Genomic DNA, 12921 nt, shown 5'->3' on the forward strand with positions numbered 1-12921 from the left:
ATGAGCTCCCACGACAACCACGACGGCTCGCACGACGAGCTGCCAGTCTCGCGTTTCAACATCTCCCGCTGGGCGCTGGAACACCAGCCGCTGACGCGCTACCTGATGGTGGTGCTGATGGTGCTCGGCTTCGCCGCGTACTTCCAGCTCGGCCAGGACGAAGACCCGCCGTTCACCTTCCGTGCGATGGTGGTGCAGGCCTACTGGCCCGGCGCGACGGCGCAGCAGATGGCCGAGCAGGTCACCGACAAGATCGAGAAGACGCTGCAGGAAGCGCCGTACGCCGACAAGATCCGCAGCTACACCAAGCCGGGCGAGTCGCTGACGGTCTTCAACATCAAGGACAACTCGCCGCCGAAGGAAGTCAACAACGTCTGGTACCAGACGCGCAAGAAGATCGGCGACATGCGCTCGACGCTGCCGTCCGGCGTGATCGGACCGGTGTTCAACGACGAGTTCGGCGACGTCTACGGCTCGATCTTCGCGCTGTCGGCCGACGGGTTCACCTATGAAGAACTGCGCCAGCGTGCCGAAGAGGTGCGCCAGAAGCTGCTGAAGCTGCCCGACGTCGCCAAGGTGCAGGTGTTCGGCGCTCAGCCCGAGAAGATCTTCATCGAGATCTCGCAGAAGCGCCTCGCGTCGCTGGGGCTGGACTTCAACCAGGTGATCGCGCAGATCGGCGCGCAGAACGCGGTCGAAGGCGCCGGCGTGCTGAACGCCGGCAGCGACAACCTGCAGGTGCGCGTGGGCGGCCAGTTCAACTCGGTCGAGGAACTCGCGGCCTTCCCGATCCGCGCGACCAACGCCAGCACCGGCACTGCCAGCACGCTGCGCCTGTCCGACATCGCGACCATCAAGCGCGACTACGTCGATCCGCCCGCCGTCAAGGTGCGCCACCAGGGCAACGAGGTCATCGCGCTGGGCATCTCGATGAACAAGGGCGGCGACATCATCCAGCTCGGCAAGGTGCTGAGGGCCCGCGTGTCGCAGATCCAGAAGGAGCTGCCGATCGGCATCGAGCTGTCGCAGATCCAGGACCAGCCGTCGGCAGTGACCACCTCGGTGGGCGAGTTCGTGCACGTGCTGATCGAGGCGGTGGTGGTGGTGCTGGCCGTCAGCTTCATCAGCCTGGGGCTGCACACGCGGCCGCTGCGCATCGACGTGTGGCCCGGCCTGGTGGTGGGCATCACGATCCCGCTGGTGCTCGCGATCACCTTCGTCACGATGTTCTACTGGGGCGTCGGGCTGCACAAGATATCGCTGGGCTCGCTGATCATCGCGCTCGGGCTGCTCGTCGACGACGCGATCATCTCGGTGGAAATGATGGTGCGCAAGCTCGAAGAGGGCTACGACAAGATGCGCGCCGCGACCTTCGCCTACGACGTGACCGCGATGCCGATGCTGACCGGCACGCTGATCACCGCGACCGGCTTCCTGCCGATCGGCCTGGCCAAGTCGACGGTGGGCGAGTACACCTTCGCGATCTTCGCGGTGACCACCGCAGCGCTGCTGATCTCGTGGGTGGTGTCGGTCTACTTCGTGCCGTACCTCGGCGCCAAGCTGCTGCACGTGCGCAGCAAGATGCATGGCGGCGAGGAGCACCACGAGCTGTTCGACACGCCGTTCTACGCGCGCTTCCGGCGCGCGGTGAACTGGTGCGTGCAGCACCGCTGGATCACCATCGGCATCACGATCGGCATCTTCGTGCTCGGCCTGATGGGCATGGGCAAGGTGCAGCAGCAGTTCTTCCCCGATTCGAGCCGGCCGGAGATCCTGGTCGACCTGTGGCTGCCCGAAGGCGCCACCATCCAGTCGAGCGAGGCGTTGGCCAAGCGCTTCGAGGCCCGCATGCTCAAGGAGCCGGGCATCGTCGACGTGTCGACCTGGGTCGGCAGCGGCGTGCCGCGTTTCTACCTGCCGCTCGACCAGATCTTCCCGCAGAGCAACGTCAGCCAGGTCATCCTGATCCCGAAGGACTTGACCACGCGCAATGAACTGCGCCGCAGGCTGCCGACGCTGCTGGCCGACGAGTTCCCCGATGTGCGCGGCCGCGTCAAGCTGCTGCCCAACGGCCCGCCGGTGCCGTACCCGGTGCAGTTCCGCGTGATGGGGCCGGATGCGGCGCAGGCCCGCGCCTGGGCCGACAAGGCCAAGGACATCCTGCGCACCAACACCAACATGCGCGGCGTCAACGACAACTGGAACGAGTCGGTCAAGGTGCTGCGCCTGGAAGTCGACCAGGACAAGGCCCGCGCGCTCGGCGTGACCAGCCAGGCGATCGCCACCGCGTCGCGCACCATCCTGTCGGGCAACACCGTCGGCCAGTACCGCGAGGCCGACCGGCTGATCGACATCGTCGTGCGCCAACCGCTGGACGAACGCAATGCCATCACCGACATCGGCAACGCCTACCTGCCGACCGCGAGCGGCCGCTCGATCCCGCTGACGCAGATCGCCAAGATCGGCTTCACCTGGGAGCCCGGCGTGCTGTGGCGCGAGGGCCGCGACTACGCGGTCACGGTGCAGGGCGACGTGGTGCAGGGCATCCAGGGCCCGACCGTGACGATGCAGATCTGGCCCGAACTCGACAAGCTGCAGAAGACCATGCCCGACGGCTACCGCATCGAGATCGCCGGCGAGGTGGAGGAGAGCAGCAAGGGAACCGGCTCGATCGCCGCCGGCGCGCCGCTGATGCTGTTCATCATGTTCACGCTGCTGATGCTGCAGCTGCACAGCGTGAGCCGCTCGATCCTGGTGTTCCTGACGGCGCCGCTGGGCATCGCCGGGGTGTCGGGGGCCTTGCTGCTGCTGAACCGGCCGTTCGGCTTCGTGGCGCTGCTGGGCGTGATCGCGCTGGCCGGCATGATCATGCGCAACTCGGTGATCCTGATCGACCAGATCGAGCAGGACCGCTCGCGCGGCGTGCCGGCCTGGGAGGCGATCGTCGAATCGGCGGTGCGGCGCTTCCGCCCGATCGTGCTGACCGCCGCCGCCGCGGTGCTCGCGATGATCCCGTTGTCGCGCAGCGTGTTCTGGGGCCCGATGGCGGTCGCCATCATGGGCGGCCTGATCGTCGCGACGGCCTTGACGCTGCTCGCTTTGCCGGCGATGTATGCGGCCTGGTTCCGCGTCAAACCGGCGGAAGCCGAAAGAGCGGCCGCAAGCAGCTAAACTACGCGGTTTACCGAATCGCCCAAAGGGAAGCTTCGGCTTCCCTTGTTTTCATTCCGTATAGGCAACACCGTGCGCGGGTGGCGAAATTGGTAGACGCACCAGGTTTAGGTCCTGACGCCAGCGATGGTGTGGGGGTTCGAGTCCCCCCCCGCGCACCAGCTAACGAAACCAGAGAGTCCAGACAATCATGGCTGTCACTGTAGAAACCCTCGAGAAGCTCGAACGCCGCATCACGCTCACGCTGGCGGCCGACACCATCACCAACGAGGTCGAATCGCGCCTGAAGCGACTCTCCCGCACGGTCAAGGCCGACGGCTTCCGCCCCGGCAAGGTGCCGATGAGCGTGGTGTCGCAACGCTACGGCTACTCGGTGCAGTACGAGGTCATGAACGACAAGGTCGGCCAGGCGTTCGCGCAAGCCACCGCCGAAGCCAAGCTTCGTGTCGCCGGTGCCCCGCGCATCAGCGAGAAGGAGACCGCGCCCGAAGGCCAGATGGCCTTCGACGCCGTCTTCGAGGTGTACCCCGAGGTCAAGCTCGGCGACCTGTCGACCGCCGAGGTCGAGCGCGTCAGCACCGAAGTGACCGATGCCGCGATCGACAAGACGCTGGACATCCTGCGCAAGCAGCGCCGCACGTTCGCGCAGCGCCCGCAGGGCGAGGCTGCCGCCGAAGGCGACCGCGTGACGATCGACTTCGAAGGCAAGATCGACGGCGTGCCGTTCGATGGCGGCAAGGCCGAGGGCTTCCAGTTCCTGATCGGTGAAGGCCAGATGCTCGAGGCCTTCGAGAAGGCCGTGCGCGGCATGAAGACCGGCGAATCGAAGACCTTCCCGCTGCAGTTCCCCGAGGACTACCAGGGCAAGGACGTCGCCGGCAAGGAGGCCGATTTCCTGGTCACGCTGAACAAGGTCGAGGCGCAGAACCTGCCCGAAGTCAACGATGCGCTGGCCAAGTCGCTGGGCATCAAGGAAGGCACCGTCGACGCGCTGCGCGCCGATATCAAGCGCAACCTTGAACGCGAGGTCAAGTTCCGCGTGCTGGCCCGCAACAAGTCGTCGGTGATGGACGCGCTGGTCAAGAGCGCCGAGCTCGACCTGCCGACCTCGCTGGTGAACGGCGAAGTCGAGCGCATGACCGAAGGCGCGCGTGCCGACCTGAAGAAGCGCGGCATCAAGGATGCCGACACCGCGCCGATCCCGGCCGAGATCTTCCAGCCGCAAGCCGAGCGCCGCGTGCGCCTGGGCCTGGTCGTCGCCGAGCTGGTTCGCGCGAACAACCTGCAAGCCAAGCCCGAGCAGCTGCAGGCGCACATCGAAGAGATGGCGCAGAGCTACGAGAAGCCGGCCGAAGTGGTGCGCTGGTACCTGGGCAGCCGCGAGCGCATGGCCGAGGTCGAAGGCGTGGTCATCGAGAACAACGTGACCGACTTCGTGCTGGGCAAGGCGAAGGTCACCGACAAGGTGCTGCCGTTCGACGAACTGATGGCCGGCTGATCGTTTCGACCGCCATGCGAAGGGCGCCGGGCTGAAAGGCCTGGGCGCCCTTTTCTTTGAACGCGGACTTGTCGCGACATAATCAAACCCAATCTCCGTGGGACTATCACGAACCTCCTCAAGGACGCAAGGACGATCATGAGCGCGCTGGAAACACAAAGTCTGGGCATGGTGCCCATCGTCATCGAGCAGTCGGGCCGCGGGGAACGGGCTTACGACATCTACAGCCGCCTGCTGCGCGAGCGGGTCATCTTCCTGGTGGGACCGGTCAACGACCAGTCGGCCAACCTGGTCGTGGCCCAGCTGCTGTTCCTCGAAAGCGAGAACCCCGACAAGGACATCTCGCTGTACATCAACTCGCCGGGCGGTTCGGTGAGCGCGGGCATGTCGATCTTCGACACGATGCAGTTCATCAAGCCCGACGTGTCCACGCTGTGCATGGGCATCGCCGCCAGCATGGGCTCGTTCCTGCTGATGGCTGGCGCCAAGGGCAAGCGCTTCGCGCTGCCGAATTCGCGCGTGATGATCCACCAGCCCTCGGGCGGCGCGCAGGGCCAGGCCACCGACATCGAGATCCATGCACGAGAGATCCTGAAGACCCGCGAGCAACTGAACCGGATCTATGCCGAGCGCACCGGGCAGACGATCGAGAAGATCCGCGCCGACATGGAACGCGATTTCTTCCTCGATCCGACAGAAGCCAAGGAGTACGGCCTGATCGACCAGGTGCTGACGCAGCGCACGCCGCCTGCTGCAACATGAGCTGACAGATCCGGCGACGGGCCTCGGGTAAAACCGGGGTGAAAACCGTACAAAGCTGTAGAACGGGGCCCATTTGGGGCCCTTTTCTACGGCCTGAGCCCGAATTCTTTTGCTCTATCATTGACTCAGCCTTCTCAACGCACAGCGCATCCATCCATGGCCGACAAAAAAGGCTCCTCCAGCGAGAAAGTCCTGTACTGCTCCTTCTGCGGCAAGAGCCAGCATGAGGTGAAGAAACTGATCGCCGGTCCGTCGGTTTTCATCTGCGACGAGTGCATCGAGCTTTGCAACGACATCATTCGCGATGAAGTGCCGGCCGACACCGCCGAGGCCCGCGCCACCAAGTCCGACCTGCCGGTGCCCAGCGAGATCAAGGCGAGCCTCGATCAATACGTGATCGGGCAGGACACCGCGAAGCGCACGCTGTCGGTGGCGGTGTACAACCACTACAAGCGGCTCAAGCACATGGCGTCGTCGAAAGACGAGGTCGAGCTGAGCAAGAGCAACATCCTGCTGATCGGCCCCACCGGGTCGGGCAAGACGCTGCTGGCACAGACGCTCGCGCGCCTGCTCAACGTGCCGTTCGTGATCGCCGATGCCACCACGCTGACCGAAGCGGGCTACGTCGGCGAGGACGTCGAGAACATCATCCAGAAGCTGCTGCAGAACTGCAACTACGACGTCGAGAAGGCGCAGCGCGGCATCGTCTACATCGACGAGATCGACAAGATCTCGCGCAAGGCCGACAACCCGTCGATCACGCGCGACGTGTCGGGCGAGGGCGTGCAGCAGGCGCTGCTGAAGCTCGTCGAAGGCACGATGGCCTCGGTGCCGCCGCAGGGCGGCCGCAAGCACCCGAACCAGGACTTCCTGCAGATCGACACGACCAACATCCTGTTCATCTGCGGTGGCGCGTTCGACGGCCTCGAGAAGGTCATCCAGAACCGCTCCGAGAAATCGGGCATCGGTTTCGCGGCGACCGTGCACACCAAGTCGGAACGCCGCGTGTCCGAGGTGTTCCGCGAGGTCGAGCCCGAAGACCTGATCAAGTTCGGCCTGATTCCCGAACTGGTCGGCCGCCTGCCGGTGGTCGCCACGCTGGGCGAACTGACCGACGACGCGCTGGTGCAGATCCTGACCGAGCCGAAGAACGCGCTGCTGAAGCAGTACCAGAAGCTGTTCGCGATGGACGGCGTCGAGCTCGAGGTGCGTCCTTCGGCGCTCGCCGCCATCGCCCGCAAGGCGCTGGCACGCCGCACCGGGGCACGCGGACTGCGCTCGATCATGGAGCAATCGCTGATCGACACGATGTTCGAACTGCCGACGCTCGACGGCGTCGCGAAGGTGGTGCTCGACGAGCACACGATCGAGGAAGACACCAAGCCCTTGCTCGTCTACCGAGAGCAGAAGGCCAGTGCCTGAACAGGGCCATCGCCAAGACAACGGATCCTGATGTTTGCCGGTGCGCCACACTGCGCCGGCTCCTTGCAAACGAATGCTTGAGCCCTAGATGGGCTTGAGAAAGAGAGGTTCCAATGTCCGGACATCCCGTTTTGCCCGCCGAGCCCATCACGATGCCGCTGCTCCCGCTGCGGGACGTGGTGGTGTTCCCCCACATGGTGATCCCGCTGTTCGTCGGGCGCCCGAAGTCGATCAAGGCGCTCGAAGCCGCGATGGAAGCCGGCCGGCAGATCATGCTCGTCGCGCAGCGCGCGGCCGGCAAGGACGAGCCCAAGCCCGACGACATGTTCGAAGTCGGTTGCGTCTCGAGCATCCTGCAGATGCTGAAGCTGCCCGACGGCACGGTGAAGGTGCTGGTCGAAGGCATCCAGCGCGCCAACACGCATTCGATCAGCGACAACGGCGAGCACTTCATGGCCGAAGTGACGCCGGTGCCGCCCGAGACCGAGGCCAAGCCCGAGGTCGAGGCGCTGCGCCGCGCGGTGACGCAGCAGTTCGACCAGTACGTCAAGCTCAACAAGAAGATCCCGCCGGAGATCCTGACCTCCATCGCGGGCATCGACGATGCCGGCCGCCTGGCCGACACGATTGCGGCGCACCTGCCGCTGAAGCTCGAGAACAAGCAGTCGGTGCTCGACCTGTTCGCGGTCGACAAGCGGCTCGAGAAGCTGCTCGAGCAACTCGAACATGAAGTCGACATCCTCCAGGTCGAGAAGCGCATCCGCGGTCGCGTGAAACGCCAGATGGAGAAGAGCCAGCGCGAGTACTACCTGAACGAGCAGGTCAAGGCGATCCAGAAGGAACTCGGTGACGGCGAAGAAGGCGCCGACATGGAGGAGCTGGAAAAGAAGATCACTGCGGCGAAGATGCCCAAGGAGGCCCGCAAGAAGGTCGATGCCGAGCTGAAGAAGCTCAAGCTGATGTCGCCGATGTCGGCCGAAGCGACTGTCGTGCGCAACTACATCGACACGCTGATCAACCTGCCGTGGACCAAGAAGACCAAGATCAAGCATGACCTGCCGAATGCAGAGGCGGTGCTGAACGAGGACCACTACGGCCTCGAGAAGGTCAAGGACCGCATCCTTGAGTATCTCGCGGTGCAGCAGCGTGTCGACAAGGTCAAGGCGCCGATCCTGTGCCTGGTCGGCCCCCCGGGTGTCGGCAAGACCTCGCTCGGCCAGAGCGTGGCGCGCGCCACCGGGCGCAAGTTCGTCCGCATGGCGCTGGGCGGCATGCGTGACGAGGCCGAGATCCGCGGGCACCGCCGCACCTACATCGGCTCGATGCCGGGCAAGGTGCTGCAGAGCCTGTCGAAGGTCGGCACCCGCAATCCGCTGTTCCTGCTCGACGAGATCGACAAGCTGGGCATGGACTTCCGGGGCGATCCTTCGAGCGCGTTGCTCGAGGTGCTCGATCCCGAGCAGAACCACACCTTCAGCGACCATTACGTCGAGGTCGATTTCGACCTGAGCGACGTGATGTTCATCGCCACGTCGAACTCGATGAACATTCCGCCGGCGCTGCTGGACCGGATGGAAGTGATCCGCCTGGCGGGGTACACCGAGGACGAGAAGGTCAACATCGCCCAGCGCTACCTGCTGCCGAAGCAACGCAAGAACAACGGCGTGCAGGACGAGGAGATGGAGGTCACCGAGTCGGCGATCCGCGGGATCATCCGCTATTACACGCGTGAAGCCGGCGTGCGTTCGCTCGAGCGCGAGGTGTCCAAGATCTGCCGCAAGGTGGTGAAGAGCATCCAGCTGAAGAAGCAAGTTGGCAAGATGGTCGTCAGCGAAGAGAACCTGAACGACTTCCTCGGCGTGCGCCGCTTCAACTACGGCCAGGCCGAGAAGCGCAACCAGGTCGGCCAGGTGGTCGGCCTCGCGTGGACGGAAGTGGGCGGCGATCTGCTGACCATCGAGACCGCGGTGATGCCGGGCAAGGGCAACATCATCCGCACGGGCTCGCTGGGCGACGTGATGAAGGAGTCGGTCGAGGCGGCACGTTCGGTGGTGCGCAGCCGGGCACGCCGCCTGGGCATCAAGGACGAGATGTTCGAGAAGCGCGACATCCACATCCACGTGCCCGATGGCGCGACGCCGAAGGATGGCCCGAGCGCGGGTGCTGCGATGACGACGGCCTTCGTGTCGGCGCTGACCAACATCCCCGTGCGTGCCGACGTGGCGATGACCGGCGAGATCACGCTGCGTGGCGAGGTCACGGCCATCGGAGGCCTGAAGGAGAAGTTGCTCGCGGCTCACCGGGGCGGCATCAAGACGGTGCTGATCCCGGAGGAGAACGCGAAGGATCTTCAGGACATTCCGGAGAACGTGAAGAACCATCTCGAGATCGTGCCGGTGAAGTGGATCGACCAGGTGCTGGAGATCGCCCTCGAGTCGGCACCGCAAGCGCTGGCTGACGAAGAGGTACCGAAGGTCGATGGCAAGGCCGAAGCTGCGGCCACGCCTGCGGCACCGGCCACTGCGCCTGCGACCGACGCGCTGAAGCACTGAAGAAAGTTCGAAAAAAAACGGCCGGTCTTGCGGATCGGCCGATTTTGAACATATACTGTGAGTCTTGGTTGATACAGCAAAGCAACTGCAGCGAAGCGAGAGCTTCAAGCAAGCAGAGCGAGTTGATCAAGGGATCGAAAGATCCGGCAAAGCGGGAGTAGCTCAGTTGGTAGAGCGCAACCTTGCCAAGGTTGAGGTCGCGAGTTCGAGCCTCGTCTCCCGCTCCAAATTCAAAGGGAAGCTTTCGGGCTTCCCTTTTTGCCTAGATGACGCACGAGCGTGACGCAAGAGCGTCAGGCAAGACAAGTTAAGCGGGGCGCGGTAGCAAAGCGGTTATGCACCGGATTGCAAATCCGTGTAGGTCGGTTCGACTCCGGCCCGCGCCTCCAAAGAACCTTAGTGAATCAAGCAGTTGGACGCCTCGCAGTGCGAGGCGTTTCTACTTCCAAGTGCCAACAATGACCACGAGTCGGCGCGCTGCTATCGCGTGTTGGTAGCAGCGCTGCCGCGCAACGGATCGGTCCTAAGGCGCGAGGCGCGCACCTACGGTAACCAACTCGCGGCGCTGCGGTCACGCGGCATCGTGCCGGCGGAGCTTCCACAGCGTGCGCGCGTCGGGATGTGCAGCGCGCCATCGAGCCGGCAGAAGCGCTGGAAGCTCATGCGGTCCAGCACCTGGTACTCGCAGTCTTCGTCGCTCCGGTTGTACAGCGACTGGATGCAGCAAGCGCACCATGATCTCGGTCGGGACGGAGGACGTCCGCCCTTGCTGCGATCCGATCGCGGGCAGGCCGCATCGACTGTGCGGCGATGGCGCCGCCAGAAGGTCGAAGGTTTGATGCGCGGGGTGATGATGCTCGCCATCCTGCCAGCTCAGCTGGGCAGGACGTGCGGGAGGTTTCGAGAAGTGCCCGTTGGTAAAAGGTGTAGTGAATTCAGTCGGCAGGTTTTTTGAGGTCGCGGGCCAGAATTTCGATGTCGGTGCCTGATGCAGTGGAATCTGTATTTGTCTTGAGAACCCGGTTGCCATTGACATACGTCACTATGTACTTCGAGATTTCCTTGTCCGGATACGCATAATATAATTCTCCCTCCATGCATCCGATTGATATTACTTTATCGGGAGAGAAATTCATGGGAAGCAGCTTTACCTTGGTATGCCTTTCGGTGCTGCTGACGGGAACATCAGGCAATACAAGCGAAAGAGCTTCCGCATTTTCCTCACCGCTGCACTGCACGAGGCTCACCTGCGATGAGTTGCTCATGACGATGGCGGTCTCCTTCTCGAGATCCTCCATTTGGCGCTTTCTTTCTGCACGGTCGGTCAGCGTCGCTATACGGTCATATTGCTGGGACAACAAAACCGGAGCAATGGCCCTAACGATCCCATGTTGTACGATGTCTTTATGGACCGAGGCCAGACGGCCAGCCGTTGCTTGGTCGAAGACTATGCACAGTTTGCCTGATCTCTTCACCAAATCTTTAACAGCTTCCTTGGGCATCGAGCGAAGTTCATGGGGGCTGACGTAAGGAATACCCAAGCGGTCCGCGAACTGTTTGGCCGAACTGGCGAGAACATCGTTGGTCGGTCCACCGCCGGTATTTGGAAGGTATGTCGAGAAACTTCGTTCGCCGACGCCTTGAACACTTTTAAACAGCGGGACGGAAATCGCGCCGCCGCACGGCGGTCCGATTCCGATGACACGCCGTCCGAAACCGGCTGAACTCAGCGTTCTACGTTTCAAATTCTGCATATTTCCCCCTGTCGCACGTGGTGGTCGATCAGCGTCGGGCGTCAGGTCCGCGACTCGACGCCTGACTATGTTCAGGCATACCGGCTGGCAGGAGGAAATTCGCCCTTATGGCGTCATGGCAGCGGCCTCTCAGGCTGCTTGTCTGTCCAGCCCCGGGAGATCATGAACGCGTTTGCGGAACAAGTGCGGTGAACGTTCTCGCCATTCATTCCCTCCCGTAGTCCGGCAGGGTCAACGACCATGCACAGCTTGGGAGCAGCGAAGCCCGTGATGGTGGGCAGGGACTCCAGTCCCGCTGTTACCCAGTGTATCGACGGTGTTGCCCTCCCAAAAGCGGCCTCCGGCGATCTTCCTGACATGGGAATGGCGCTGCTGTGCGCGAGCTTTGGCGCGGCTTGGAGGGCCAAAGTATTTCCCGCGACGGAGCTGCGCGACCGCGCCAATGCTCGCTTCTCTCCCGGGATTGTGATTCCTGTTGTCGTGGGTTCGAGTCCCATCAGCCAGCCACTTCTTCGCGTCTAACCGAGTCGCTGCGACCCGCGAGTTGACTGCCTCCCCACGCGGACCATCAGTTAGACAGCGGACGCGCGCAGGCGCTGCTGCTCTCGGTTGACGACCAGACTTCTAAGCAGGTGGTCGAGAGCGAGGCAAAAAAGAGTTGGCCAAGCCCGCTCCACCAATCAACCTGCCACGGCGGCATTGCCGATGCCTATCAAGTAGGACGTTGCTATCTCCGCATGGCCAAGTCTGGACCTCGATGCCGTCCCATTCATCCTCACCATGGTGGATGACAACTCGAAGCGTAGTGGCGATTGTTGAATGTCAGTCAACACCAATTTATGGGCCGGCACCATGGGAAGCAACTCAGCTGGACGAGTAACTTCACCTGCGTTCTGGAGCAGCGTTCCCGGAATCATCACTGCCATGGCAGCTTTCATTACTGCCGTTGGAGGCGCTGCAGCCATCTTCTTCCATCGCGAGGAAGGACGGGTAGTGGGTCCTCCAGGCGAGCCGCTTCGCCAGTTCAGCCAACGGGCTGTAGTCGAGCGGGAATCGTACAAGGTGCGTGATGACGATTTCGTCATGACGCTGCAGATCAAGGAGATCAAGGCAAGGAAGCGCGTGCTCAGAGTCGTGTTCTCAGCGCCCGGTATACCTGACAAGAACGCCCAGCTCAAGGAAGGCGAGTCTCCAATCGTCATGCTTGGCGCGCGCCAATACTCTCTCCAAGTTCATGACTTTCGGAGCCTCAAGGGCAACGACGTTGCAATCATTTCGCTTGCAAAAGTCTGAGGCACAAGGCTGTGCATCTTGTTGAAGGCAAGCCAAGCTCTACCGCGAGAAACGTGACATTCGGTACGTGTCGTTGTCGGGCGGCGTCGGGCATTCGTTCACTGTCACAGTATGGCGCCTATCGCTTCAGTGGCGTCCCGCGGGAGTGCAGCGGAAATCGTGGGAAGAATGCGCTCGTTCCAGCAAGTCGCAGCCAAGTGCTCCACTGGAGGAGCATTGCTTGAACTTGCTCACGAGAGCCACGACACGGGTTCGAGTCCCATCCGCCGGGCGCGCTCCGGCGAGCCCGTATCCTGGCAACGGTGCGGGGCCGTTGCCAAGCCATGCAGACTGACGAAGCGTTTTTAGTAGCGATGCCGGAGCCTGTCAGTAATTTTGTGTGCGAGGCATAGCATGACGACCAGGAGCATGTATGCCAAGCAAGACGAAGACGAAGAACGAGGCGATCGCTGCGAGGACGGCGGTGCTG

At 62.9% G+C, this 12921-nt stretch carries 8 protein-coding genes and 3 tRNA genes; 9 read left to right on the top strand and 2 right to left on the bottom strand.

Translation table 11 applies throughout. The features are described from left to right. From ASC98_RS05420 to ASC98_RS05455, 8 genes are all read left to right on the top strand, one after another. Nucleotides 1-3171, top strand: a complete 3171-nt coding sequence (locus tag ASC98_RS05420; protein ID WP_056808492.1) for an efflux RND transporter permease subunit — start codon at nt 1-3, stop codon at nt 3169-3171. A gap of 74 nt (nt 3172-3245) precedes the next feature. Then, nucleotides 3246-3332, top strand: a tRNA-Leu gene (locus ASC98_RS05425). 29 nt (nt 3333-3361) lie between these two features. Continuing rightward, complete coding sequence (tig, locus tag ASC98_RS05430; RefSeq protein WP_056808494.1) at nt 3362-4669, top strand: trigger factor; 1308 nt, start codon at nt 3362-3364, stop codon at nt 4667-4669. A 138-nt stretch (nt 4670-4807) separates the two neighbouring features. Further along, complete coding sequence (gene clpP / locus ASC98_RS05435) at nt 4808-5431, top strand: ATP-dependent Clp endopeptidase proteolytic subunit ClpP (protein WP_056808496.1); 624 nt, start codon at nt 4808-4810, stop codon at nt 5429-5431. A 156-nt stretch (nt 5432-5587) separates the two neighbouring features. Then, nucleotides 5588-6853 (top strand): ATP-dependent Clp protease ATP-binding subunit ClpX, encoded by a 1266-nt coding sequence (clpX, locus tag ASC98_RS05440; RefSeq protein WP_056808498.1) that lies wholly within the window; start codon nt 5588-5590, stop codon nt 6851-6853. 113 nt (nt 6854-6966) lie between these two features. Further along, complete coding sequence (gene lon, locus ASC98_RS05445) at nt 6967-9405, top strand: endopeptidase La (RefSeq protein WP_056808499.1); 2439 nt, start codon at nt 6967-6969, stop codon at nt 9403-9405. A gap of 151 nt (nt 9406-9556) precedes the next feature. Then, a tRNA-Gly gene (locus tag ASC98_RS05450) sits at nt 9557-9632 on the top strand. Nucleotides 9633-9720: 88 nt separating this feature from the next. Beyond that, nucleotides 9721-9794, top strand: a tRNA-Cys gene (locus ASC98_RS05455). A 154-nt stretch (nt 9795-9948) separates the two neighbouring features. Here ASC98_RS05455 and ASC98_RS31520 read toward each other — a convergent pair. Together ASC98_RS31520 and ASC98_RS30085 are read right to left on the bottom strand one after the other, a co-directional pair. Next, entirely contained in the window at nt 9949-10269 is a 321-nt protein-coding gene (locus ASC98_RS31520; protein ID WP_235581181.1) for a transposase, read from the bottom strand. A gap of 71 nt (nt 10270-10340) precedes the next feature. Continuing rightward, the gene (locus tag ASC98_RS30085; RefSeq protein WP_157597913.1) at nt 10341-11159 is read right to left on the bottom strand and encodes a hypothetical protein; all 819 of its coding nucleotides are present in this window, start codon (nt 11157-11159) and stop codon (nt 10341-10343) included. 819 nt (nt 11160-11978) lie between these two features. Between ASC98_RS30085 and ASC98_RS30090 the strand changes: the two genes are divergently transcribed. Beyond that, nucleotides 11979-12452, top strand: coding sequence for a hypothetical protein (locus tag ASC98_RS30090; protein ID WP_157597914.1), 474 nt, complete (start codon nt 11979-11981; stop codon nt 12450-12452). The last annotated feature ends 469 nt before the right edge of the window (nt 12453-12921 follow it).

Source organism: Rhizobacter sp. Root1238, from assembly GCF_001425825.1.
Taxonomy (GTDB): Bacteria; Pseudomonadota; Gammaproteobacteria; order Burkholderiales; family Burkholderiaceae_C; genus Rhizobacter.

Excerpts from the sequence above, each read along its gene's own strand:
- clpP (WP_056808496.1), top strand. The coding sequence starts at position 4,808 with ATGAGCGCGCTGGAAACACAAAGTCTGGGCATGGTGCCCATCGTCATC.
- ASC98_RS31520 (WP_235581181.1), bottom strand. The coding sequence starts at position 10,269 with ATGGCGAGCATCATCACCCCGCGCATCAAACCTTCGACCTTCTGGCGG.
- clpX (WP_056808498.1), top strand. The coding sequence starts at position 5,588 with ATGGCCGACAAAAAAGGCTCCTCCAGCGAGAAAGTCCTGTACTGCTCC.
- ASC98_RS05420 (WP_056808492.1), top strand. The coding sequence starts at position 1 with ATGAGCTCCCACGACAACCACGACGGCTCGCACGACGAGCTGCCAGTC.
- ASC98_RS30090 (WP_157597914.1), top strand. The coding sequence starts at position 11,979 with ATGTCAGTCAACACCAATTTATGGGCCGGCACCATGGGAAGCAACTCA.
- lon (WP_056808499.1), top strand. The coding sequence starts at position 6,967 with ATGTCCGGACATCCCGTTTTGCCCGCCGAGCCCATCACGATGCCGCTG.
- tig (WP_056808494.1), top strand. The coding sequence starts at position 3,362 with ATGGCTGTCACTGTAGAAACCCTCGAGAAGCTCGAACGCCGCATCACG.
- ASC98_RS30085 (WP_157597913.1), bottom strand. The coding sequence starts at position 11,159 with ATGCAGAATTTGAAACGTAGAACGCTGAGTTCAGCCGGTTTCGGACGG.